Source organism: Streptomyces sp. NPDC014676, assembly GCF_043084105.1.
Lineage (GTDB): Bacteria > Actinomycetota > Actinomycetes > Streptomycetales > Streptomycetaceae > Streptomyces.
In genome coordinates this window covers 452,243-473,285 of the sequence record NZ_JBIBZI010000006.1, presented here as the reverse complement: position 1 = coordinate 473,285, position 21,043 = coordinate 452,243, and the positions used below count along the sequence as shown (strand labels likewise).

26 protein-coding genes and 1 pseudogene are annotated in these 21,043 nt (G+C 71.4%); 17 read left to right on the top strand and 10 right to left on the bottom strand.

The genetic code is table 11. The annotated features are described in order from the left end of the window. Nucleotides 1-39: 39 nt before the first annotated feature. From ACF1DX_RS20350 to ACF1DX_RS20325, 6 genes are all read right to left on the bottom strand, one after another. On the bottom strand, nt 40-2,118 hold the full coding sequence (locus ACF1DX_RS20350) for a pectinesterase family protein (protein WP_391792546.1): 2,079 nt from the start codon (nt 2,116-2,118) through the stop codon (nt 40-42). 74 nt (nt 2,119-2,192) lie between these two features. Continuing rightward, the gene (locus tag ACF1DX_RS20345; RefSeq protein WP_391792545.1) at nt 2,193-3,614 is read right to left on the bottom strand and encodes a sensor histidine kinase; all 1,422 of its coding nucleotides are present in this window, start codon (nt 3,612-3,614) and stop codon (nt 2,193-2,195) included. Continuing rightward, nucleotides 3,611-4,345 carry a response regulator transcription factor gene (locus ACF1DX_RS20340; RefSeq protein ID WP_391792544.1) on the bottom strand — a complete coding sequence of 245 codons (735 nt, stop codon included), beginning with the start codon at nt 4,343-4,345 and terminating at the stop codon, nt 3,611-3,613. The genes ACF1DX_RS20345 and ACF1DX_RS20340 overlap by 4 nt, the downstream gene beginning before the upstream one ends. A 69-nt stretch (nt 4,346-4,414) precedes the next feature. Continuing rightward, the gene (locus ACF1DX_RS20335; RefSeq protein ID WP_391792543.1) at nt 4,415-5,482 is read right to left on the bottom strand and encodes a S1C family serine protease; all 1,068 of its coding nucleotides are present in this window, start codon (nt 5,480-5,482) and stop codon (nt 4,415-4,417) included. 136 nt (nt 5,483-5,618) lie between these two features. Continuing rightward, complete coding sequence (locus ACF1DX_RS20330) at nt 5,619-6,641, bottom strand: LacI family DNA-binding transcriptional regulator (RefSeq protein ID WP_391792542.1); 1,023 nt, start codon at nt 6,639-6,641, stop codon at nt 5,619-5,621. Between the two features lie 42 nt (nt 6,642-6,683). Next, nucleotides 6,684-7,457: a response regulator transcription factor gene (locus ACF1DX_RS20325; protein WP_391792541.1), complete on the bottom strand. Its 774-nt coding sequence runs from the start codon at nt 7,455-7,457 to the stop codon at nt 6,684-6,686. Nucleotides 7,458-7,680: 223 nt separating this feature from the next. Between ACF1DX_RS20325 and ACF1DX_RS20320 the strand changes: the two genes are divergently transcribed. The 8 genes from ACF1DX_RS20320 to ACF1DX_RS20285 all read left to right on the top strand — a co-directional run bounded on the left by ACF1DX_RS20320 (nt 7,681) and on the right by ACF1DX_RS20285 (nt 12,694). Beyond that, nucleotides 7,681-8,526 carry an alpha/beta hydrolase gene (locus ACF1DX_RS20320; protein WP_391792540.1) on the top strand — a complete coding sequence of 282 codons (846 nt, stop codon included), beginning with the start codon at nt 7,681-7,683 and terminating at the stop codon, nt 8,524-8,526. Between the two features lie 39 nt (nt 8,527-8,565). Further along, nucleotides 8,566-8,820 carry a MoaD/ThiS family protein gene (locus tag ACF1DX_RS20315; RefSeq protein WP_030864179.1) on the top strand — a complete coding sequence of 85 codons (255 nt, stop codon included), beginning with the start codon at nt 8,566-8,568 and terminating at the stop codon, nt 8,818-8,820. Nucleotides 8,821-8,823: 3 nt separating this feature from the next. Then, nucleotides 8,824-9,861: a hypothetical protein gene (locus ACF1DX_RS20310; protein WP_391792539.1), complete on the top strand. Its 1,038-nt coding sequence runs from the start codon at nt 8,824-8,826 to the stop codon at nt 9,859-9,861. A gap of 129 nt (nt 9,862-9,990) precedes the next feature. Further along, the gene (locus ACF1DX_RS20305) at nt 9,991-10,734 is read left to right on the top strand and encodes a DUF2993 domain-containing protein (RefSeq protein ID WP_391792538.1); all 744 of its coding nucleotides are present in this window, start codon (nt 9,991-9,993) and stop codon (nt 10,732-10,734) included. Nucleotides 10,735-10,931: 197 nt separating this feature from the next. Further along, nucleotides 10,932-11,039, top strand: a complete 108-nt coding sequence (locus ACF1DX_RS20300) for a putative leader peptide (protein ID WP_382052532.1) — start codon at nt 10,932-10,934, stop codon at nt 11,037-11,039. 131 nt (nt 11,040-11,170) lie between these two features. After that, nucleotides 11,171-12,016 carry a sulfurtransferase gene (locus ACF1DX_RS20295; RefSeq protein ID WP_391792537.1) on the top strand — a complete coding sequence of 282 codons (846 nt, stop codon included), beginning with the start codon at nt 11,171-11,173 and terminating at the stop codon, nt 12,014-12,016. Between the two features lie 42 nt (nt 12,017-12,058). After that, nucleotides 12,059-12,346: a DUF1416 domain-containing protein gene (locus tag ACF1DX_RS20290; RefSeq protein WP_004986406.1), complete on the top strand. Its 288-nt coding sequence runs from the start codon at nt 12,059-12,061 to the stop codon at nt 12,344-12,346. An 87-nt stretch (nt 12,347-12,433) separates the two neighbouring features. Beyond that, the gene (locus tag ACF1DX_RS20285) at nt 12,434-12,694 is read left to right on the top strand and encodes a DUF3099 domain-containing protein (protein WP_030864186.1); all 261 of its coding nucleotides are present in this window, start codon (nt 12,434-12,436) and stop codon (nt 12,692-12,694) included. A gap of 10 nt (nt 12,695-12,704) precedes the next feature. Here ACF1DX_RS20285 and ACF1DX_RS20280 read toward each other — a convergent pair whose 3' ends face one another. After that, nucleotides 12,705-13,067 carry a DsrE family protein gene (locus ACF1DX_RS20280; protein ID WP_391792536.1) on the bottom strand — a complete coding sequence of 121 codons (363 nt, stop codon included), beginning with the start codon at nt 13,065-13,067 and terminating at the stop codon, nt 12,705-12,707. Nucleotides 13,068-13,566: 499 nt separating this feature from the next. On the opposite strand from ACF1DX_RS20280, the gene ACF1DX_RS20275 reads away from it, so the two are divergent. The 4 genes from ACF1DX_RS20275 (at nt 13,567) to ACF1DX_RS20260 (ending at nt 15,966) form a co-directional block, all read left to right on the top strand. Further along, nucleotides 13,567-13,701, top strand: coding sequence for a hypothetical protein (locus ACF1DX_RS20275; RefSeq protein WP_391792595.1), 135 nt, complete (start codon nt 13,567-13,569; stop codon nt 13,699-13,701). A 25-nt stretch (nt 13,702-13,726) separates the two neighbouring features. Then, the gene (locus tag ACF1DX_RS20270; RefSeq protein ID WP_391792535.1) at nt 13,727-14,302 is read left to right on the top strand and encodes an FABP family protein; all 576 of its coding nucleotides are present in this window, start codon (nt 13,727-13,729) and stop codon (nt 14,300-14,302) included. A gap of 251 nt (nt 14,303-14,553) precedes the next feature. Continuing rightward, nucleotides 14,554-14,991, top strand: coding sequence for a Fur family transcriptional regulator (locus ACF1DX_RS20265; RefSeq protein WP_030864194.1), 438 nt, complete (start codon nt 14,554-14,556; stop codon nt 14,989-14,991). Nucleotides 14,992-15,000: 9 nt separating this feature from the next. Then, nucleotides 15,001-15,966 carry a YgfZ/GcvT domain-containing protein gene (locus ACF1DX_RS20260; protein ID WP_391792534.1) on the top strand — a complete coding sequence of 322 codons (966 nt, stop codon included), beginning with the start codon at nt 15,001-15,003 and terminating at the stop codon, nt 15,964-15,966. 58 nt (nt 15,967-16,024) lie between these two features. Here the strand turns inward: ACF1DX_RS20260 and dtd are convergent, their stop codons facing one another. Next, complete coding sequence (dtd, locus tag ACF1DX_RS20255) at nt 16,025-16,450, bottom strand: D-aminoacyl-tRNA deacylase (protein ID WP_391792533.1); 426 nt, start codon at nt 16,448-16,450, stop codon at nt 16,025-16,027. Nucleotides 16,451-16,627: 177 nt separating this feature from the next. Here dtd and ACF1DX_RS20250 point away from each other — a divergent pair, with 177 nt between their 5' ends. Together ACF1DX_RS20250 and ACF1DX_RS20245 are read left to right on the top strand one after the other, a co-directional pair. After that, nucleotides 16,628-17,260 (top strand): aerial mycelium formation protein, encoded by a 633-nt coding sequence (locus tag ACF1DX_RS20250; RefSeq protein ID WP_391792532.1) that lies wholly within the window; start codon nt 16,628-16,630, stop codon nt 17,258-17,260. Nucleotides 17,261-17,280: 20 nt separating this feature from the next. Further along, nucleotides 17,281-17,421 (top strand): annotated as a pseudogene (locus ACF1DX_RS20245) (GNAT family N-acetyltransferase); the annotation flags it as partial. Nucleotides 17,422-17,596: 175 nt separating this feature from the next. Here the strand turns inward: ACF1DX_RS20245 and ACF1DX_RS20240 are convergent. Next, nucleotides 17,597-17,782: a hypothetical protein gene (locus tag ACF1DX_RS20240; protein WP_030864209.1), complete on the bottom strand. Its 186-nt coding sequence runs from the start codon at nt 17,780-17,782 to the stop codon at nt 17,597-17,599. 180 nt (nt 17,783-17,962) lie between these two features. Between ACF1DX_RS20240 and ACF1DX_RS20235 the strand changes: the two genes are divergently transcribed. After that, nucleotides 17,963-18,871: a FadR/GntR family transcriptional regulator gene (locus ACF1DX_RS20235; protein WP_391792531.1), complete on the top strand. Its 909-nt coding sequence runs from the start codon at nt 17,963-17,965 to the stop codon at nt 18,869-18,871. 46 nt (nt 18,872-18,917) lie between these two features. Here ACF1DX_RS20235 and ACF1DX_RS20230 read toward each other — a convergent pair whose 3' ends face one another. Beyond that, nucleotides 18,918-19,106 carry a hypothetical protein gene (locus tag ACF1DX_RS20230; RefSeq protein WP_391792530.1) on the bottom strand — a complete coding sequence of 63 codons (189 nt, stop codon included), beginning with the start codon at nt 19,104-19,106 and terminating at the stop codon, nt 18,918-18,920. Between the two features lie 159 nt (nt 19,107-19,265). On the opposite strand from ACF1DX_RS20230, the gene ACF1DX_RS20225 reads away from it, so the two are divergent. Next, the gene (locus ACF1DX_RS20225; protein ID WP_391792529.1) at nt 19,266-20,147 is read left to right on the top strand and encodes a GntR family transcriptional regulator; all 882 of its coding nucleotides are present in this window, start codon (nt 19,266-19,268) and stop codon (nt 20,145-20,147) included. Beyond that, the gene (locus tag ACF1DX_RS20220) at nt 20,147-20,908 is read left to right on the top strand and encodes an HAD family hydrolase (RefSeq protein ID WP_391792528.1); all 762 of its coding nucleotides are present in this window, start codon (nt 20,147-20,149) and stop codon (nt 20,906-20,908) included. The genes ACF1DX_RS20225 and ACF1DX_RS20220 overlap by 1 nt, the downstream gene beginning before the upstream one ends. The last annotated feature ends 135 nt before the right edge of the window (nt 20,909-21,043 follow it).

Below are 21,043 nucleotides of genomic sequence, written 5' to 3'. Positions count from 1 at the left end.
GCCGGGAGGACGGCGTGGGACCTGGTGCGAGAGGCGGGGTCAGGACGCCGAGGGCGTCCAGCCCGCCAGCCAGTCGGCGACCTCCTGGTCGGCCGCCTGGGCGTCCGTCAGGTGGGGGCGGTCGGAGCTCGCGGAACCGGAACCCGCGCCCGTGTTCCTGTACTCGGCGAAGCGGTCGTCCTTCCAGGAGAAGCCGCTCATGTCGGTCCAGGGCGTGGTGCGGATCGCGGCGCTGAGGGTGGTGTTGCGGACCGTGGTCTGCGGGTCCAGGGAGGCGTCGCCGCCGGCGTGCCAGGGGCGGCCGAGGTGGAAGGTGCGGTCGGAGACGTCGCCGTTGACCGTCGAGTTGGCGATGAGGATGCCCTTGCGGTTCGCCGCCGTGCTCGGGGCCGTGACGTAACCGGCGGAAGAACCGTCCCAGCGCTTCTTCAGGGTGATGACCGAGCGGTCGATCACCGCGGTCGCCCGGCCGAAGATGAAGTCGACGTTCCCGACGACGTAGGAGTCGGTGACGTAGACCCGGCCCAGCCTGTCCTTGGCGGCAGTGTCCAGCAGGAGCGTGTCCTGGTCGCCCTCGACGATCACGCCGTCGAGGAGGATCTTGTCGGCCGCCGTGCGCAGGGCGACCGCCTGGTGGCCGGAGAGGGACTGGTTGGCGCCTTCGTCGAAGTCGTTGGCGATGGTGAGGTTGCGGGCCTGGAAGTCGTCGGCCTCGACGGCGACCGTGGCGCTGCCGGAGGTGCCGTACGTGCCCGAGCCGTCCGGCTTGCGCGTGCCCGACGCGTTGTCGTAGACGATCACCGTGTCCTTGCGGCTGCCGCCGGTGCCCTGGAAGGTGACGTGCGGCTTGTTCGACGGAACCTTGACCGTCTCGCGGTACGTGCCCGGCTCGATGGAGACGACGACGCGGGAGGCGTTGTTCGCGGGGACGGCGTTCACGGCCGCCTGGACCGTCCTGTACTGGCCGCTGCCGTCCTGGGCGACGGTGAGCGTGGTGGCCGCCACGGCCTTCGTCGACGCCTCCGCCGATGCCGCCGACGCCGTCGTGCCGGTGGTCGGACGCGGCCCCGTGCCCGACTTCAGCAGGACCGGCACGTCGGCCGCCTTGTCGAGCGTGTAGGGGTAGTACGCCTTCGGGTCGAACGCCGTACCGCCGCTCTCGTTGCGGCCCGACGTGCCCGAGAAGGCGTTGCCGCGCTGGACGACCGTCGCCGTCGTGTCCTTGACGACCGGGTTCCTCATGCCCTGGAAGTAGCTGTTCTCCAGGACCATCCTCGTGCCGCCGCGCGAGTAGTTGCCGTAGGAGGAGGTGATGTCCGTGCCGGAGACGTCCTCCAGGAAGTTGTTGTAGAGGTGCGCGTGCGCGCAGTTGTCGGTGGAGGGGTTGCGCTGTTCCGTCTCGCGGATCCAGTTGTGGTGGATCGTGATGTCGGTCAGCACGTTCTCGGTCCAGCCGATGCCGAACGTCTTGTTGTTGTGGCTCATCCTGTTCCAGGAGACGGTCACGTACGTGCTGTCCTTGCGGACGTCGATCAGACCGTCCGCCATGTTCCGCAGGTCGTTGTGGTCGATCCAGACGTGGTGGGCGCCGTCCATCTGGACCGCGTCGAAGTCGTGCTCCTTGTCGTTCCAGACGCCCTGGTAGGCGTCCCGGATCGTCAGGTTGCGGATGATCACGTTGTGGACGCCCTGGCCGAGGAAGAAGCCGCCGCCGACGATGTGCCCGGACGTGCCGGAGCCCACGATCGTCTTGTCGGAGGCGACCTTGATCTCCTTGCCGACCGGGTTCGTCGTGATCGTCCCGGCCACGACGATGACGTACGGCTCGGCGGCCGTGGCGTACTTCTCCAGGTCCGCCTGCGTCCGGACGGTGACGGTCCGTCCGTCCCGGCCGCCGTACGTGCCCCTCTGGCCGAGCGCGTCGACGGAGGCGAAGCCGTCGGCGGTGGCCGTGGCCCAGGCGGGGGCGGCGGTCGCCGTCGCGGCGGACGCCTGCTGCTGGGGGAGGAGGTCCGTGCCGTAGACCAGTGTTCCGGCGGTGGCCAGGGCCAGCGGCAGGCCGACGGCCAGGAACTTCCCGGACCTGCGGTGCCGGGCCCTGCTGCGGTGCTCGCTCATGCGGCGATCCGTTCCGTGTGGGGGGAGGGGACGACGATCGGTCGCCGCCCGGCACGGAAAGGTTGCCGCCCCGCCTACGGCACCTCGGGCGGTGGGGTCGGGGCGCCCGGCAGGCGGACCGTGGCCGTCGTGCCGCCGCCGTCCGCCCGGGTCAAGGACACCTCGCCGCCCGCCTGTTGCACCGTGCGGGCCACGATGGACAGGCCGAGGCCGGAGCCCGGGAGGGCGCGGGCGCTCGGGGAGCGCCAGAACCGGTCGAAGACGTGCGGGAGTTCGTCGGCGGGGATGCCGGGGCCGTGGTCGCGGACGGTGAGGACGCCGTCGGTCAGGCGTACGTCGATCGTGCCGCCCCCGGGGCTGAACTTCACCGCGTTGTCCAGGATGTTGACCACCGCCCGCTCCAGCGCCGACGGCTCCGCCCGTACGTACCAGGGGTGGACGTCCGCCGTGATGGTCAGCTCCGGGCCGCGCAGCCGGGCGCGGCGCAGGGCCGACTCGACGACGTCCTGCCAGGCGACGATCTGCGCGCGGCCCGCGTGCTGGCCGGTGTCCGGGCGGGACAGCTCCTGAAGGTCGCCGATGAGCGCGGCCAGCTCCGTCATCTGCGCCTTCACGGAGGCGAGCAGGGCCTTGCGGTCGGCCTCCGGGATCGGGCGGCCCGTCTCCTCGCTGCGGGTGAGGAGCTCGATGTTGGTGCGCAGCGAGGTGAGCGGGGTGCGCAGCTCGTGGCCGGCGTCCGCGATGAGCTGCTGCTGGAGGTCGCGGGAGCTGGCCAGCGCGGACGTCATGGAGTTGAAGGAGCGGGAGAGGCGGGCGATCTCGTCCTCCGAATCGTCCTCCACGGGGATGCGGACGGTGAGGTCCTCGGTGCGGGCGACGTGTTCGACGGCCCTGGTCAGCTCGTCCACGGGACGCAGGGCGGTACGGGCCACCCAGAGACCGGCGGCGGCGGCGCCCACGACCCCCGCGCCCGCGACGAAGACCAGCACCAGCGCGAGGTTGCTGAGGGAGTCGTTCACCTCGTTCAGCGGCCGGGCGGCGGAGACGGCGACGTCCCGCAGGCCGGGCACGGTGTAGGTGAAGACCCGGTACTGCCCGCCGTCGGACCCCGTCGCCTGGTGCAGCGCGTCGGTGGACGTGCCCTCGGCGACGGCGCGGTCGGCGTCGGTGAGCGGGACCTCCTCCGTGCCGATGATGAGGCAGCTCCCGCCCTTGGTGTCCACGAGCTGCACGGACGAACCGAAGGGGTTCTGTTCGTGGGTGACGGGGTCGTGGGCGCACAGACCGGTGCGCAGGTCGAGGTACTTGCTCACCTGCTGCCCGTTCATGCGGTTCGCCCTCAGGGCCTCGTCCAGCGAGCTCACCAGCACGCTCTTCACCACGAACCAGCAGGCCACCGCCACCGCCGCCACCGCGAACGCCACCGCCGCCGCCACCAGCAGCGACAGCCGGGCCCGGATGGGCAGCGCGCGGACGCGGCGGACCAGCCCGCTCACTCCGCGCCGCCCTGCCGCAGTACGTACCCCACCCCCCGCACCGTGTGCACCAGGCGCGGCTCGCCGCCCGCCTCGGTCTTGCGGCGCAGGTACATGACGTACACGTCGAGCGAGTTGGACGACGGCTCGAAGTCGAAGCCCCAGACCGCCTTCAGGATCTGCTCACGGGTGAGCACCTGGCGCGGGTGCGCCATGAACATCTCAAGGAGGGTGAACTCCGTACGGGTCAGCTCCACCCGCCGGATGCCCCGCGTGACCTCACGGGTCGACAGGTCCATGCGCAGGTCGGCGAAGGAGAGGACGTCGTCGGACTCGGCGGAGGCGGCCAGCGCCGCCGCGTACGAGCTGCGGCGCAGCAGCGCGCGGATGCGGGCGAACAGCTCGTCCAGCTCGAACGGCTTGACCAGGTAGTCGTCCGCCCCCGCGTCCAGGCCGGTCACCCGGTCGCCGACGGTGTCCCGGGCGGTCAGCATCAGGATGGGCGTGGTGTCGCCGGTGGCGCGGATGCGGCGGGCCGCGGTCAGGCCGTCCATCCGGGGCATCTGGATGTCCAGGACCAGCAGGTCGGGCCGGTAGACCGCCGCCTTCTCCAGGGCGTCCGCGCCGTCGACGGCGACCTCGGTGCCGTACCCCTCGAAGGCCAGGCTGCGCTGGAGCGCTTCGCGCACCGCCGGCTCGTCGTCGACGATCAGGATGCGCTGGGGGTCACGGTCGCCTTCTGCGGGGCTCATGGGCTCGGGGTTCCTCACGGCTCTCTACGGTGTCAGGCCTTCAGCCTCGCACGTCACGCGGGCGGCGCGTCAGGTCGTCGAGCCGGAGCGCAGCGCCGACAGGTCCGACTTCACCGTGTTGACCGGGATGGCGAAGCCCAGGCCCACACTGCCCGCGTCGGCCGAGGACGAGCCGCTGCCGCTCGCCGAGTACATCGCGGAGTTGATGCCGATGATGTCGCCGTTCATGTCGATCAGGGCGCCGCCGGAGTTGCCCGGGTTCAGGGACGCGTCGGTCTGGATCGCCTTGTACGTGGTCGTGGAGCTCCCCGTGTCGCCGTTGAACTCCTGGCCGCCGTACTCGAACGGCCAGCCGCCGCCCTGCCGCTGCTGTTGCTGCCCCTCGCTCTCGTCCGTCGAGACCGTCACGTCACGGTCGAGGGCGGAGACGATGCCGCTGGTCACCGTACCGGTCAGGCCCTCGGGGGAGCCGATCGCCACGACCTGGTCGCCGACCCGCACGCCGTCGGAGTCGCCGAGGGTGGCCGCCCGTAGTCCGGAGGCGTCCTTCAGCTTGATCAGGGCGAGGTCCTTGCCGCTGTCGGTGCCGGCGATCTCCGCCGTGTACGTCTTGCCGTCGCTGGTCCGCACCTCGATCGACGAGGCCCCGGACACCACGTGGTTGTTGGTGATGATCTCGCCGTCGGACGTGATGATCACACCGGAGCCGGTGGAGGAGCCGGCGTTCGAGGACGCGTTGATCTCGACGATGCTCGGGGTGACCGCCTCGGCGACGCCGGACACCGTGCCCCTCTGGCTCGACGGCACGACGTTGGTGCTGGTCGAGCCGGAGGCCACGGTGTCGTTGCCGGTCAGCTCCTGTACTCCGTAGGCGGTGCCGCCGCCCACGGCCGCCGCGACGATCGCCACGGCGGCGAGCAGGGCCGCCGGCCCCCGGGCGCGCTTCCTCTTCGCGGGCTGCGGGGCGGGCTCCTGCGCGAACTCCTGCGTGAACGCCGAGGAGGGCTGCGGTGCGGGCTCCTGCGCGAACTCCGGCGCGGGCTGCCGGGGCGGCGCGTACGCCGGCGGGGGCGGCCACTCGGGGTTCACCGGGGCGGGGTTTCCGTACTCACCACTGGGGCGGAGGCTCTCGGTCATGGCTCCGAGCCTCGCGCCCGACCATGAGAGCGAGCTGAGCGTGTGCTGAGAAGCCCGGCAGAACCTCGTATGCCCGATATAAAGACCGCCGGGGCCTCGGTGGCGACCGCCGGGTCCGCGACCGGCGGGGACCCGCTTACTTGCAGCCGCAGGAGTGGCGTACCACCAGCCGGGACGGGTACACCTTCAGCCGCTCGCGGCGCGAGCCCGCCACCCGTACGCCGTCGTCCAGGACGAGGTCGACCGCCGAGCGGGCCATCGCCGAACGGTCGGAGGCGACCGTGGTCAGCGGCGGGTCCGCGAGCGCCGCCTCCTTGATGTCGTCGAACCCGGCGACCGCCAGCTCCCCCGGCACGTCGATGCGCAGCTCCCGCGCGGCGCGCAGGATGCCGATCGCCTGGTCGTCGGTGGAGCAGAAGACCGCGGGCGGACGGTCCGGACCGGAGAGGATGTCCAGGCCGACGCGGTAGGCGTCGTAGCGGTTGTACGGGGCCTCGAAGAGACGGCCCTCGGTCGGTATCCCGGCCTCCTCCATCGCGCGCCGCCAGCCCTCGACATGGTCGGAGACCGGGTCGCCGACGGCGGGGGTCTCCGCGGTGCCGCCGACGCAGGCCACGTACTCGTTGCCGTGTTCCAGCAGGTGGCGCACGGCGAGCTGGGCGCCACCGAGGTCGTCGGTGACGACGGCGACGTCGTCGATCGCCTCCGGGCGCTCGTGCAGCAGCACGACCCGGGCGTCCCACGCGTCGATCTCCGCGGCGGCCTGGTCGTTGAGCGCGTGACTGACCAGGATCAGGCCGGAGACCCGCATCCCGAGGAAGGCCCGCAGATAGTGGACCTCGCGCTCGGCGATGTAGTCCGTGTTGCCGACCAGGACCATCTTCCCGCGCTCGGAGGCGGCCTGCTCGACCGCGTGCGCCATCTCGCCGAAGAACGGCTGACGGGCGTCCGGGATGATCAGGCCTATGAGGTCCGTGCGCCGTGAGGCCATCGCCTGGGCGACCCGGTCCGGCCGGTACCCCAGCTCCTTGATCGCGGCGAGGACGCGCTCGCGCGTGGCCGGGGCGACCGGCCGGGGTCCGTTGTTGATGACATAGCTGACGACGGCGGTGGACGTCCCCGCCAGCCGCGCCACATCATCCCTGGTTACCTTGGCCACGCGCGGAGTCTACGCGGATATACCCGGTACGGGCAGGGCGTATCACACCTTGGATTCCGCCGCTTCCGCGGTCTCCGTCCGCTCCTCGGCCTCGGTGTCCTCCGCGGCGCGGGCCGGCCTCTCGGGCTTCTCGGTCTTCTCGGGCTTCTCAGGAGTGACGAACCGGTAGCCGACGTTGCGGACCGTGCCGATCAGTGATTCGTGCTCGGGGCCGAGTTTGGCGCGCAGGCGCCGTACGTGGACGTCGACCGTGCGGGTGCCGCCGAAGTAGTCGTAGCCCCAGACCTCCTGGAGCAACTGGGCGCGGGTGAAGACCCGGCCGGGGTGCTGCGCGAGGTATTTGAGCAGTTCGAATTCCTTGAACGTCAGGTCGAGGACCCTGCCCTTGAGTTTCGCGGAGTACGTCGCCTCGTCGACCGACAGGTCGCCGTTGCGGATCTCCATCGGGGAGTCGTCGTTGACGATCTGCTGGCGGCCCATGGCGAGGCGCAGGCGCGCCTCCACCTCGGCCGGGCCCGCGGTGTCCAGGAGGACGTCGTCGATGCCCCAGTCCGCGGTGACGGCGGCCAGGCCGCCCTCGGTCACCACCAGGACGAGGGGACAGCCGGGGCCGGTGGAGCGCAGCAACTGGCACAGGCTGCGGACCTGTGGGAGGTCGCGCCGGCCGTCGACCAGGATCACGTCGGCGCCGGGGGTGTCGACGAGCGCCGGGCCCTCCGCGGGCGCCACCCGCACGTTGTGCAGCAGCAGGCCGAGGGCGGGGAGCACCTCCGTCGACGGCTGGAGCGCGTTGGTCAGGAGCAGCAGAGAGCTCATCGCACCCCACCGGCCCGGGTCGTCGTCGTTCGCTCGTGCACGGTTCGCTCGCCCATAACGTCTGGTTCCTCCTCGGTACCTGCGAGGACGTTTACGGCATTGCCGTGTGCGTTCGACGGCCCGTACACCCGCGGTTTCCCGCGTTCGTATACAACGCTTCCGAAAGCACAAAAGGACCCGGGGGCTTCGCTGCCCGAGTCCTCTTCGCAGCAGAATAGCCGACATGAACACCGGTCCGGCAGGTCATGTGGCGCGATCCACCGATCGATCCACCATTCGTCCATATTCCGAGACGGTCGGCGTAACGCGGGGCGGTAAGCCTTTGCGGACATTCCTGCGCACCGCGGACGGGGTGGCGATCGATTCCGTATACGAACCGGGGACCGCTTCTCCGGGGGATCTCGTGTTCGTGGTCGCGCACGGGTTCACCGGGCACGCGGACCGGCCGCACGTGCGGCGGGCGGCGCGGGCCCTCGCGCGGTACGGCGGTGTCGTGACGTTCTCCTTCCGGGGGCACGGGGCGTCGGGCGGGCGGTCGACCGTGGGGGACCGGGAGGTGCTCGACCTCGCGGCGGCGGTGGGGTGGGCGCGTGGACTGGGGTACGCGCGGGTGGCCACCGTCGGGTTCTCCATGGGCGGCTCGGTGGTGCTGCGGCACGCCGCGGCCGGCCGGGACGCCGGGGTCGACGCCGTCGTCTCCGTGAGCGCGCCCGCGCGGTGGTTCTACCGGGGGACCGCCCCCATGCGGCGGCTGCACTGGCTGGTGACCCGGCCGTCCGGGCGCCTGGTGGGGCGGTACGGGCTGCGGACGCGGATCCACCACCGGCAGTGGGACCCGGTGCCGCTGTCGCCCGTCGAGGCGGTGCCGCGGATCGCGCCCACGCCGTTGCTGATCGTCCACGGGGACCAGGACGGGTACTTCCCGCTCGACCACCCGCGGATGCTGGCGGCCGCCGCCGGGGAGCACGGGGAGCTGTGGGTCGAGTCCGGCATGGGGCACGCGGAGAACGCGGCACCCCAGGCGCTGCTGGGGCGGATCGGGGACTGGGTGGCGAGCCGAGCGGGCTAGCCTGACGGTGTTCGTCGTCGACCGATTGAGGATCAGCAGATGGCAAAGGTCACGGTGCGGTACTGGGCCGCAGCCAAGGCCGCGGCCGGGGTGGCCGAGGAGGCGTACGAGGCGGCCACGCTCGCCGGCGCGCTCGACGCGGTGCGCGGGCGGCACCCCGGTGAACTCGCGCGCGTGCTGCTGCGGTGCTCGTTCCTCGTCGACGGTGATCCCGTGGGGAAGCGCGCGCATGAGACGGTACGGCTGGCCGACGGCGGCACGGTCGAGGTGCTTCCGCCGTTCGCAGGAGGGTGAGCGATGACGAACCAGCCGTACGAGGCGTACGACCCGTACCAGGATCCGCAGCGGGCTCAGGGCGTGTGGCCGGGGCAGCCGCAGGCGTACGAGGATCCGTACGCGGACCAGCAGTACACGCAGCAGTGGCAGGGACAGACGTGGGAGACGCGGATGCAGCCGCCGGTGACGGCGGCTCCGGCCCCGATGGCCCCGGCGGCTCCGATGGCCCCGATGGCCCCGGACCCGGCTCCGGTGGCCGCGGGTCCGGCCGTTCCTGAGGCCGGGCCCGAGTACGGGCCGGCCACGCTGGCCGGGAACTCGCGGGTCACCGACGCGCAGCGGGCGCGGGCCGAGGGGCGGTCGCCGATCATCGAGCCCGGGATGCAGCCGGCGGTGCTCACCGCGCTGCTGGGGCTGTTGCTGGCGGGCGGGGCGGCGCTGGGGACGTACGCGCTGCTGGTGCCACTGGTGGTGCTGCAGGGGCTCACGGCGGCGGGCTGGTTCCGGCTGAACGGGATGTGGCCGGCCCGGCAGGGCATCGCGCTGGGGTTCCTCGGCGCGCTGGCCGCGGACGCGGCGCTGCTGGTGTCCGACCGGTCGCCCGCGGCGATCCTGGGGACGCTGGGGGTGTGGGTGCTGCTGTCGCTGGTGCTGCAACTGCGGTCGCACGCGGATCCCGACGAGCGGATGTACGGCCTGATGGCGACGGTCGTGGCGGCGGCGCTGGCGATCGCGGCGGGCGGGTACCTGGCGGCGGACGCGTCCGCGGTGACCGCGGGGGCGGTGGCCGTGGCGGCGGGGGCGGTGGCGCGGGCGCTGCCGTTGCCGACGCCGGTGTCCGTGGTGGTCGCGCTGCCGGCGGCGGCCGGGGCGGGGTACGCCGTCGACGGTCCGGCGGGGGCGGCGCTCGGTGCGGGCGCGGCGGTCTGCGCACTGATCGGCCACCGGGTGGCCTCGTACGACTACCCGTCCCGCTTCGTCCACTTCACGGCGGGCGTGGCCCTGCCGCTGGCCGCGGCGGCCCCCGCGGTGTACGTCCTGGGGCGGCTGTCCGCCTGACGGCCGGCGGGTGGGATGCCCGCGGCGCGGTCCCTTGTCACAGGTGATCGACAATCCCCCGGCTCCCACCCCCCACAGGGTTACCCTCGCGGCACGGCCTCGTCGAAACCGCCAGGTGGGGGACACCGCATGCGCGCACTGCGAATACTGCTCATCGTCATCGTGATACTCGGCGGAATCTTCGTCGTCGTCGACCGCGTGGCCGTCAACTTCGCGGAGGGCGAGGCGGCGGACCGCCTGAAGGCGACCGAGAACCTGGCGAGCACCCCCGACGTGTCGATCAACGGCTTCCCCTTCCTCACCCAGCTCGCCGGCGGCACCCTCGACGAGGTGGAGGTGGGGATCCGGGACTACGAGGCCGGCACCGGTGACGGCGCCCAGCGGATCCGTATCGCCGACCTGCGCGCGGACATGCACGGCGTCGACTTCTCCACCGACTTCAGCTCCGCCGTCGCCGACAGCGCCACCGGCACCGCCACCATCGCCTACGACGAGCTGCTGAAGGCCGCCGGCAAGTCCGAGCCCAGCCGGGTGGCCCCCGGCGTCACCGCCAGGATCGTCGGCCTGTCCGACGGGGGCAACGGGAAGATCAAGGTCGCCCTGGAGGCCAGCGTGCTGGGCGCCGAGCTGCCCGAGCCGGTCTCCGTGCTCAGCTCCGTGACGGTCGTGGACGGCGACACCGTGCGCGTGAAGGCCGACGCGGTCCCGGAGTTCGGCGGGGTCGAGATCGTCGAGTCCAGCGTGCGGCGGACCACCGACTTCGAGCAGAGGATCGACGGACTGCCCGGTGGCATCCGGCTGGACAAGGTCGAGGCGGCGGAGGACGGCGTGGACATCACGGTGAAGGGTTCCGACGTCCGTCTGGTCGGGTAGGGAAGGGTTTGGCGGGGAGAGCTGTCCGACAGGCGAGACGGGGGCGTCCGTAGGGCAGATGTGAGGGCGGGAACGGGAGGAGCCGGGGGGCGGGAGGGGCCGCTCCCGCGATGAGTCATCCCGCATGACGGACGATCGTGTCTCAGTATGCGACACACCGGTGACATGCCCGCCCGTCCCTCCTTACGATCGGACCCATGCAGGATCAGACGAGCGTCCTCCGGTCGAGGGGACAGGCGGATCTCACGAAGCGGCGGGCAGTGGACCTGTGCCGTGTCGCCGCCATGCTCTGTCGTTCTTTCTGACTTCTGAGCGGACGTCGACGTCCGCTGTCCCGCCCCGCCCCCGCTGAGGGCATCCGTGCGCCGGCCCCGTGAGGCCGCGCGCACCCTCTCACCCGCACGCCCCGCCGCAACTGCCCCGGAGGAGAAAGAACATGAGCCGCAGCGACGTCCTGGTCGACGCCGACTGGGTCCAGGAGCACCTGGACGACCCGACCATCGCCATCGTCGAGGTGGACGAGGACACGTCCGCCTACGAGAAGAACCACATCAAGAACGCCATCCGGATCGACTGGACCAAGGACCTCCAGGACCCGGTCCGCCGTGACTTCGTCGACCAGGAGGGCTTCGAGAAGCTCCTGTCGGACAAGGGCATCGGCAACGACCACACGGTCGTCCTCTACGGCGGCAACAACAACTGGTTCGCCTCGTACGCCTACTGGTACTTCAAGCTGTACGGCCACGAGAACGTCAAGCTCCTCGACGGCGGCCGCAAGAAGTGGGAGCTCGACGCCCGCGAGCTGGTCCCCGGCGACGAGGTGCCGGAGCGCCCGAAGACCGACTACAAGGCCAAGCCGCAGGACACGTCCATCCGCGCCTTCCGCGACGACGTCGTGGCCGCCATCGGCAACCAGAACCTGGTCGACGTACGCTCGCCCGACGAGTTCTCCGGCAAGCTGCTCGCCCCGGCCCACCTGCCGCAGGAGCAGTCGCAGCGCCCGGGTCACGTCCCGTCGGCCGCCAACATCCCCTGGTCGAAGAACGCCAACGACGACGGCACCTTCAAGTCCGACGACGAGCTCAAGGCGCTCTACGAGGCCGAGCAGGTCGACCTGGCCAAGGACACCATCGCCTACTGCCGCATCGGTGAGCGCTCCGCGCTGACCTGGTTCGTGCTGCACGAGCTGCTCGGCGTGGAGAACGTCAAGAACTACGACGGCTCCTGGACCGAGTACGGCTCCCTGGTCGGCGTGCCGATCGAGCTCGGCCCCGGCAAGTAATCCCTCCCGACCGACCTCTCCAGACCCCCTCAGGAGTAAGACATGTGCGGTGCGAAGGCCGGCGGCCCGGACGCCTCGACGATCAAGCCCGGTGAGACCACCATCCAGGGTCAGGTGACCCGCGACGGAGAGCCGGTGACGGGCTACGTCCGTCTGCTGGACTCGACCGGCGAGTTCACCGCGGAGGTCCCGACCTCCGCCACCGGACAGTTCCGCTTCTACGCGGCGGAGGGCACCTGGACCGTCCGCGCCCTGGTGCCCGGCGGCACCGCCGACCGCACGGTCGTCGCCCAGCAGGGCGGTCTGGCCGAGGTCGCGATCGCGGTCTGAGGACACGGGAACGGCCGAGGGGCCGCACCCCACGGGTTGGACGCCCGGGGTGCGGCCCTTCGGCGTGTCCGGACCTACGCTGGTCCTATGTACGCGCGCAGGCGGCACGCCTACTTCGCCCTGATGGGCACCTGCGTCGGGCTGTTCGTCCTGGCGTGGGGCGTGGTGCGGCTGTGGTCGGTGCCGGCGGCCGTGGGCATGTGCGTGGTGGCCATGGTGATTCCGCCGGTCGCCGCGATGGTCGCCAACCGGCGGGGGCCGGAGGACCGCTGGTGGGACGATCCGTCCGGCGACCCGAAGTCCGACGAGTGGTGGGACGAGCTGGACGGCAGGAAGCGGCCCCGGTAGGGCGGGCCGCTCAGTAGACGAGCGCCTGCGCCCCGTCCGCCATCGCCTCCTGCACGAAGACCTGCGCACCGGCGATCCGTACGCCCTCGACGACGTCCTTCTCGGTGATGTCGCGGCGGGCCGCGCACTGGGTGCACAGGGTGACCCGGCCGGTGGCCAGGATCGTGTCCAGCAGGTCGGGCAGCGGGGCGGCGTGCGGCAGCTCGAACTCGGCCGCGCGGCCCGGCAGGGCGAACCACGCGGACTCGCCGGTGAGCCACAGGGAGACCTCGACACCACTGGCCGCGGCCACCGCCGCCACCGTGAACGCCTGCGAGCAGCGCTCGGGCGCGTCGGTTCCCGCGGTCACCTTGATCACAAGCTTCTTCGCCATGACCGAATCGTAATCATGATCGCCGCAACTCCGGTCGCCGCCTGTCGGTCTCCTGTGCACGCGTGGACGGAATGCGCGCTTCACCTTCTGTGGGGGACGTCTTGGGACACCCCCGAGAAGCAGCCGACGCCCCTGACACACCGGGATCCGAGGATGTGCCGGAGGCCGTCCCAGTCCCGGGAACACCGGAGGCCCCGGCCTCGAAGGCGCCCCGGAAACGCCGGCGGGGGCGGACGGCCGTGCTGATCGCCGCCGCGGCCGTGCTCGGCGTGGTCACCGGCACCCGCACCGGATACCTCGTACGGGCCGGCCGTGAGCCCGTCAGGCTGCCGCCGCTGTCGCAGCCTGACGGGCTCACGCATTCCGGAAGGGCACCGCGCCCGCCGTGCCGTTCCGGCGGACGGTCGTGCCGCGGAGCCGGCTGCCGGGCTGAGGTACGGCAGGCACCACCTCGCACGACAGGGGCCGACCCCGGCCGCGTAAGCTGGGGCCCGGTCCTGTGCACACCATCGCACCCCCGCTCAAGGAGCACCCCGTGATCCTCTTCTTCGAAATCCTGCTGGTCCTCGTCGCCGTCGGCGTTCTCGCCTTCGCCGGGCTGACCGTGAAGAAGCTGTACCAGGGCCAGCGCTGATCACCGACGCCAGGAAGTTCCACTCATGATCGAGATTCCGTCCGACCTGCACAAGGACCTCGTCCCGCTCGCCTTCCTGCTCGGCAACTGGGCCGGCGCGGGCGTGCACGACTTCCCCGGCGCCGAGAAGTGCAACTTCGGCCAGGAGGTCACGTTCACCCACGACGGCCGGAACTTCCTGGAGTACAGCTCCCACACCTGGGTGCTGGACGGCGACGGCAACAAGGTCCGCCCGCTGGAGTCGGAGCACGGCTTCTGGCGGATCGACGCGGACCGCAAGGTCGAGGTGACGATGACCCGCGACGACGGCGTCATCGAGATCTGGTACGGCGAGCTCGCCCACCAGAAGCCGCAGATCGACCTGGTGACGGACGCGGTCGCGCGCACCGCCGCCTCGGGGCCCTACAACGGCGGCAAGCGGCTGTACGGCTACGTCAAGAGCGACCTGATGTGGGTCGGCGAGAAGCAGACCCCCGAGGTCGAGCTGCGCCCCTACATGTCGGCGCACCTGAAGAAGGTCGTCACCCCGGAGGAGGTCGAGCGCTGGGCCAAGGCCCTGCCCGACGACATGCCCGACGACGGGATCGCCTTCTTCAAGTAGGCCTCCGTCCAAGAGGTCCCAGGGGGTGTCGTTCGGATCATGCCGGGGTCGCGGGGCCTGGCACCGCACCTCGCCGCGTTGTCGTCGGTTGCCAGGGCTCCGCCCTGGCGCCCTCCTCCGCCTTGCGATGCTCCCCCACTGCCTGAAGGGCGTGGGAGGTGCCCCCACCACCAGACCCCCCTCGGCTCGGCTATGAGGCACCGCTCACTGAAGCCGACCTGATCCGAACGACACCCCCTAGACTCGTGGGTGTGGTGAGCACCGACTGGAAGAGCGACCTCAGGCAGCGCGGCTACCGGCTGACCCCGCAGCGGCAGCTCGTGCTCGAAGCCGTGGACACCCTGGAACACGCGACCCCCGACGACATCCTCGGCGAAGTGAGGAAGACGGCGTCGGGGGTCAACATTTCCACCGTGTACCGCACGCTGGAGCTCCTCGAGGAGCTGGGCCTGGTCAGCCACGCCCACCTCGGGCACGGGGCGCCGACCTATCACCTCGCCGACCGGCACCACCACATCCACCTGGTCTGCCGGGACTGCACGAACGTGATCGAGGCCGACCTGTCGGTGGCCGCCGAGTTCACCGCCAAGCTGCGCGAGCAGTTCGGTTTCGACACCGACATGAAGCACTTCGCGATCTTCGGCCGGTGCGAGGACTGCTCCCGGAAGGCCCCGGCCACCGAGTCGTAGGCTAGGCGCATGAAGAGCCCCCTGCTGACCCTGCCCGGCGCCGTTCCCGCCGAGGGCGTGGACGAAGGCGTGGCCGCCCACTACGGCGACCTGTTCCGCGAGCAGCGCGCCCTCGCCGACGGCACCGGTTTCGTCGACCTGTCCCACCGCGGGGTCGTCACCGTCTCCGGTCCGGAGCGGCTGGCCTGGCTGCACCTGCTGCTCACCCAGCACGTCAGCGACCTGCCGCCGCACCAGGCCACCGAGGCGCTGATACTTTCCGCCAACGGCCACATCGAACACGCGCTCTACCTGGTCGACGACGGGGAGACGGTCTGGGCGCACGTCGAGCCCGGCACCCGGGAGGCGCTGATCGCGTACCTGGAGTCGATGAAGTTCTTCTACCGGGTCGAGGTCGCCGACCGCACCGCCGACACCGCGGTGGTGCACCTGCCGGCCGGGTCCATCGCGGAGGTGCCCGAGGGGGTCGCCGTCCGTGAGACGCCGTACGGGCGGGACCTGTTCCTGCCGCGCGGCGACCTGGAGTCGTACGCACAGAAGGCGGGGCCGGCCGCCGGGATCCTCGCGTACGAGGCGCTGCGGGTCGAGCGGCACCGGCCGCGGCTCGGTTTCGAGACCGATCACCGCACCATCCCGCACGAGCTGGGCTGGATCGGCAGCGCCGTGCACCTGCAGAAGGGCTGCTACCGGGGGCAGGAGACGGTCGCCCGGGTGCAGAACCTGGGGAAGCCGCCGCGCCGGCTGGTCTTCCTGCACCTGGACGGCAGCGAGGTGCACCTGCCGGTGGCCGGGACCGAGCTCCGGGTCGCCGACGACGGTCCCGACGGGCGGAAGATCGGGTTCGTCACCACGTCCGTACGCCACCACGAGCTGGGGCCGGTCGCGCTGGCGCTGGTGAAGCGGAACGTGCCGGTGGACGCGCGGCTGCTCGCGGGGGAGACGGCCGCCGCGCAGGAGACCGTCGTCGAGCCCTGAGCCGTACGGATCAGACCTTCTCCTCAGCCGGTACGGCTCGGATCTCCAGCCGTACGGCTCAGATCTCCAGCAGGACGGTGAACGGGCCGTCGTTGGTCAGCGAGACGCTCATCTTCGCGCCGAAGCGGCCCGTCGCCACCGTCGCGCCCAGCGCCCGCAGTTGCGCGACCACCTCGTCGACCAGCGGCTCGGCGACGTCGCCGGGGGCGGCGGCGTTCCAGGTGGGGCGGCGGCCCTTGCGGGCGTCGCCGTACAGGGTGAACTGGCTGATCACCAGCAGCGGGGCGCCGAGGTCGCTGCACGACTTCTCGTCCTGGAGCATCCGCACCGACCAGAGCTTGCGGGCGAGTTGCGCCGCCTTCTCCTTGGTGTCCCCGTGGGTGACGCCGACGAGGACGCACAGCCCCTCGCCCTCGATCGCCCCCACCGTCTCGCCGTCCACGACCACGCTCGCGCCGTCGACCCTCTGCACCACTGCTCGCATACGACCATCATGCCGGTCGGCGAACAGGCGGCCGACGGCGGCCCACGGGAGACCCCGGCCGGGCTATTTTTACTCCTTAACGCCCATCTGGGGCGGATCGGGGGCACTCGCTCACAATGTGGCCGCTCGGGGTGGCACGATGCTGGCACATGCCGGTCGAGGGGACGGTTGAGGCATATGAGCACACCAGGGATCGGACAGCCGCTCGGGGCTGTCTCGTCGACCCACGGGGGAATCGGGGAACGGGAGTTCTGCCGGCCGCCCACACAGCGCACGGACAGCCCGGTGCTGCCCGAGGACCGGGCGGTGCGCGATCTGATCGTGCTCAGCCTGGCCGAGCTGCGGACGGTGCGGCGCGACGCGCAGCGTGACGAGGCCGACCTGAGTTACGTACGGCGGCTGCTGCAGGGGCGGATCGACATCCTGCGGGCGGAGCTGGCCCGGCGCCTCCCGGAGGGGACGCCCTCGGTCGTCGCGCCGGAGGAGGCGTCCGTCGTCGAGCGGCTGGGGGAGATCCTGCGGGACACCCCGGCCCGGCACCGTTCCTCCGCCCGGCACGTGACGCTGGGGACGCCGCAGGGGGAGGAGTACCGGCGGCTGGCGGCCGAGACGCTCGCCGAGGTGGAGCTCTCCGACCTGGGCGCCCGCACGGACGGGGAGCTGAACACCGCGATGGGGCGGCTCGTGCTCTGCGAGCAGCAGGTGTCCCGGCGGCGGCAGCGGCTGCAGCGCACGGCCGACGAGTGCGGCGCGGAGATCGCGCGCCGGTACCGGGACGGGGAGGCGCAGGTGGACGACCTGCTGGTGTGAGCGGGCCGGGGGGGACCTCTTCGACGCTGTGGCCGGGGGACGGGTCCGCGGTGCGCCCTGCCGTGCCGTGCCGGGTCCGGGAAGAACGAGCGGGCGCCGCCCGTCAGGCCGACGCCCTGCTGCGTATGTCCGGGCGACCGTGGTGCCCGGACGTGTGCTGAGCGCTGTCGCTGTCGCGCTCCCGCTGCCTGTCTCCTTCCGCCGACGACGGGTGGGTTCTCATCCGTAGCGAGCTGTTCAGTTGTGGTTGTGGTTGTTGTGCGGGTGGTGCCCGTCGGCGGGACTCCCGGCTCCCCTCCGGAAGGGAGCCCGGCCGGCGGTCCGTGCGGTGTGCTGTCAGCCGGACTGGGCGAGCAGCATCACGAGGATGACCGCGCCGATACCGCTGATCGTGGTGTTGCGTGCCTTGATGCCCACGGTGAGGGCGACGAAGGCGATGATTCCCATCGGCCCGTACTTCCACTGGACGAGTTGCTCGAACCCGATGGCCAGGGCCGCGAGGGCGATGGCGATGAGCGGCATGGCGGTCCCCCTTGGTGTCCGTGGCTCCCGACCCTTTCCCTGCCGACCAACCCTTGGGGAGGTCGACCAGGTTGTAGGAGTTGGTTGCCAACTTGCTCTTAGTTATAGCCACTTGGAAGAGGCTTATAACCACCCTTCGCTGAACTGCCTGAAGATGGCGGGAAGTTGTAGGGTTCTGTCGTGGACCCGGAACACGCCTCCGTCAATGGACGGAAGAAGCCACAGCGGCCACAGAGGACACACCGCGAGGTGGCCGACGAACTGCGCGCGCGGATCAGGTCCGGGGCGCTGCAGCCGGGTCAGCGCATGCCCACCCAGGCCCAGCTCGCCGCCGAGTTCGGCGTGGAGCGCCCCGCGGTGCGCCAGGCGCTGCGCATCCTGCAGTCCGAGCAACTGCTCACCAACGTCTCCAAGGGCGCCCCGGCGACCGTCGCCGCGGGCCCCGGCAGGGCACCGACCGGCCCCTCGGCGCCCCCGCTGCCCACCACCGTGGGCCTCGCGCCCAGGATCGCCGCCGCCTTCGAGGCCGAGCACGTCGAGATCGACGCCGTCTGCCTGACCTCGATCTCCCTCACCCTGGCCCTCGGGGAGCCGCTGCGCGGGATCCACTCCGGACGGCTGAAACCGGCCAAGGTCGACCTGCGGGTGCTGCTGCCCAGCCGGAACATCGACCTCGCCTTCCCGGTGCCGGTCGAGGGGCGCGGCGGCGGCGAGGACCCGGTGCACGAGCGGTGGCTGGCGCAGCGCAACGCCCAGGGGCAGGTGCTGCGCCACAATCTGCTCGCGCTGCGCGCCACCCACGGCGTCGACGTGCGCGTCTCCTTCCGCGCGCTGCCGTTCACCCCGCCGGTGAAGCTGTACCTGCTCAACAGGGAGGAGGCGCTGTTCGCCTACTACACGCTGGCGCGCGGCAAGGCGCAGATCGACCAGGAGTACCTGGAGACGTACGACGCTCAGGGCGTCCGGTCCCTGCTGTTCGGCTTCGAGCAGGGGCCCGGCCTGAGGGACACCGCGTTCGTGGAGCAGTCGCACCTGTGGTTCGACGCACTGTGGGAGACGATCAGTTCGGAGCTGGTGCTCACGGGCTGACGTCTCCCACGGGCCGGGTACGGCGGTGGCTTCTCACCGCGGCTCCTCACAGGGCCGGCCTCGCCACCAGCAGCGCGAGCAGGACCGCTCCGGCGGAGCTGACCCCCGGCCGGTTGGCCCTGACGCCTATGGTGAGCAGCAGCAGGCCGAGGATGCCGGCCGCGCCGTACTGCCACTGGACGAGCTGTTCGACGGTGACGACCAGGACGGCGGAGACGAGGGCGAGGACGGGCATGGCGTGTTCCTCCTTCGGGGTGCGGGGCGGGGCCAGGGAACCAGGAAGCTGCCAACTTGAAGAAGTTGGTTGCCAACTCTGTAGAGGTTGTCCCCACTTGGCCCCTACTCACAAACAACTTTCAAACAACTCCCTTCAGATGGATCAAAGTTGTAGCGTTTGGTCGTGGCTCAGGAGAACGTGGCAGTGAACGGCAGCAGCAGAGTCTCGCCGCAGGAGATCGCCGACATCCTGCGGGAACGCATCCGGTCCGGTGAGCTCAGGACGGGCGACCGCCTGCCCACCCAGGCGGAGCTGGCCGAGGAGTTCGGCGTGGAGCGCGGCACCGTTCGCCAGGCCCTGCACACCCTCCGGGAGGACGGCCTGCTCACCAACCAGGGCAAGGGCAGCCCGCCGCGGATCGCCGAACCCGCCTCCGCCCTGGAGGAGCCCCAGCCGACGACGGTGGGGCTGGCACCGCGCCTGACGGCCGCGTTCTCGACGGCCCACGTACGGATCGACGCGGTGTGCCTGACCGCCGAGAGCCTGATGCTGGCGCTGAGCGAACCGGTCCGGCACATCCACGAGGGCCGCACCCGCCCCGAGTCGGTCGACGTCCGCATCCTGCTGCCCTCCCGGCGGATCAACCTGGCCTTCCCCGTTCCGGTCGAGGGCCGCGACGGCAACGACGACCCGGTGCACGAGCGGTGGCTGGCCCAGCGCAACGCCCAGGCCCGCGTGCTCCAGCACAACCTCCTCGCGCTGCGCGCCACCCACGGCGTCGACGTGCGCGTCTCCTTCCGGGCCCTGCCCTTCACCCCGCCGGTGAAGCTGTACCTGCTCAACGGGGAGGAGGCACTGATCGGCTACTACATGCTGACCCGGCGCGAGGAGGAGTGGGAGAGCCACACCCTGGAGATGTACGACGCCCTGGGCTCCCAGTCCCTCCTCTTCCCCTTCGTCAAGCGGGACGGACAGCGGGAGCGGGCGTTCGTGGAGGAATCCCAGAAGTGGTTCGACGCCCTCTGGGAAACCATCACGACGGACCTGACACTCTCCTAGTGACTTCTGAGACGAAGCAGACCGACGCGGTGACGGCCGAGAAGCGGAACGAGACCCGGACCGACGACGAACCGAACGCACTGCGGCACCTGATCAAAGGCGCCCGGGTGGTGCTGTGGGACTTCGACGGTCCCGTCTGCCGCCTGTTCGCGGGCCACTCGGCGGAACGGGTGGCGAACGACCTGGCGTCCTGGCTGGAGAGCCGGAGGCTGCACGGCCTGTTCACCGAGACCGAACGCAAGTCCCTGGACCCGCAGGTGCTCCTGCACGCCGTCGACCGCCGGCATCCCGGCAGCGACCTGGTCGCCGAGCTGGAGGAACGGCTCACCCAGGAGGAACTCCGGGCATCCGGATCGGCGATGCCCACCCCGTACGCCGATCCGCTGATCCGCACCTGGACCGCGGTGGGTTCCCGGCTGGCCGTCACCACCAACAACTCCCCGCGTGTGGTGCGCGAGTACCTCGCCTCCCGCGGCCTCGGCGCCTGCTTCGCCCCGCACATATACGGACGCACCCAGGAGCTGGGTCTCCTCAAACCCGACCCCCACTGCGTGAACCGGGCCCTGAACGCCATGGGCGCCGCCCCCGCGACCGCCCTGCTGATCGGCGACGCCCCGACGGACCTCCTCGCCGCCCAGGCGGCCGGCGTCCCCTTCCTCGGCTACGCGCGCAATGAGCGCAAGGGCAGGCTCCTGCGCGACGCGGGCGCCAGGACGGTCGTGGACTCGCTGGAACCGGTCCTCCGGTTGCTCCGCCGGTGAGGACCTGCCCGGGGGCGCGTCCCGGGCCGTGGCGTCGTACGCCCGTGAGCCGGGGCGCCTTCGGGGGAACGCGCGCGGTGGACGGACGAGTCCGGCGGGAAGCACGGCGGTGGCGGGGGTAACGTACTGCCACTT

What these genes read in the sequence shown, in the direction of transcription:
- ACF1DX_RS20325 (WP_391792541.1), bottom strand. Translation starts at nt 7,457, where the DNA reads ATGAGCTCTCTGCTGCTCCTGACCAACGCGCTCCAGCCGTCGACGGAG.
- ACF1DX_RS20295 (WP_391792537.1), top strand. Translation starts at nt 11,171, where the DNA reads ATGAGCCGCAGCGACGTCCTGGTCGACGCCGACTGGGTCCAGGAGCAC.
- dtd (WP_391792533.1), bottom strand. Translation starts at nt 16,450, where the DNA reads ATGCGAGCAGTGGTGCAGAGGGTCGACGGCGCGAGCGTGGTCGTGGAC.
- ACF1DX_RS20335 (WP_391792543.1), bottom strand. Translation starts at nt 5,482, where the DNA reads ATGACCGAGAGCCTCCGCCCCAGTGGTGAGTACGGAAACCCCGCCCCG.
- ACF1DX_RS20290 (WP_004986406.1), top strand. Translation starts at nt 12,059, where the DNA reads ATGTGCGGTGCGAAGGCCGGCGGCCCGGACGCCTCGACGATCAAGCCC.
- ACF1DX_RS20240 (WP_030864209.1), bottom strand. Translation starts at nt 17,782, where the DNA reads ATGCCGCTCATCGCCATCGCCCTCGCGGCCCTGGCCATCGGGTTCGAG.
- ACF1DX_RS20350 (WP_391792546.1), bottom strand. Translation starts at nt 2,118, where the DNA reads ATGAGCGAGCACCGCAGCAGGGCCCGGCACCGCAGGTCCGGGAAGTTC.
- ACF1DX_RS20320 (WP_391792540.1), top strand. Translation starts at nt 7,681, where the DNA reads ATGAACACCGGTCCGGCAGGTCATGTGGCGCGATCCACCGATCGATCC.
- ACF1DX_RS20270 (WP_391792535.1), top strand. Translation starts at nt 13,727, where the DNA reads ATGATCGAGATTCCGTCCGACCTGCACAAGGACCTCGTCCCGCTCGCC.
- ACF1DX_RS20285 (WP_030864186.1), top strand. Translation starts at nt 12,434, where the DNA reads ATGTACGCGCGCAGGCGGCACGCCTACTTCGCCCTGATGGGCACCTGC.
- ACF1DX_RS20230 (WP_391792530.1), bottom strand. Translation starts at nt 19,106, where the DNA reads ATGCCCGTCCTCGCCCTCGTCTCCGCCGTCCTGGTCGTCACCGTCGAA.
- ACF1DX_RS20310 (WP_391792539.1), top strand. Translation starts at nt 8,824, where the DNA reads ATGACGAACCAGCCGTACGAGGCGTACGACCCGTACCAGGATCCGCAG.
- ACF1DX_RS20300 (WP_382052532.1), top strand. Translation starts at nt 10,932, where the DNA reads ATGCAGGATCAGACGAGCGTCCTCCGGTCGAGGGGACAGGCGGATCTC.
- ACF1DX_RS20250 (WP_391792532.1), top strand. Translation starts at nt 16,628, where the DNA reads ATGAGCACACCAGGGATCGGACAGCCGCTCGGGGCTGTCTCGTCGACC.
- ACF1DX_RS20340 (WP_391792544.1), bottom strand. Translation starts at nt 4,345, where the DNA reads ATGAGCCCCGCAGAAGGCGACCGTGACCCCCAGCGCATCCTGATCGTC.
- ACF1DX_RS20315 (WP_030864179.1), top strand. Translation starts at nt 8,566, where the DNA reads ATGGCAAAGGTCACGGTGCGGTACTGGGCCGCAGCCAAGGCCGCGGCC.
- ACF1DX_RS20280 (WP_391792536.1), bottom strand. Translation starts at nt 13,067, where the DNA reads ATGGCGAAGAAGCTTGTGATCAAGGTGACCGCGGGAACCGACGCGCCC.
- ACF1DX_RS20305 (WP_391792538.1), top strand. Translation starts at nt 9,991, where the DNA reads ATGCGCGCACTGCGAATACTGCTCATCGTCATCGTGATACTCGGCGGA.
- ACF1DX_RS20260 (WP_391792534.1), top strand. Translation starts at nt 15,001, where the DNA reads ATGAAGAGCCCCCTGCTGACCCTGCCCGGCGCCGTTCCCGCCGAGGGC.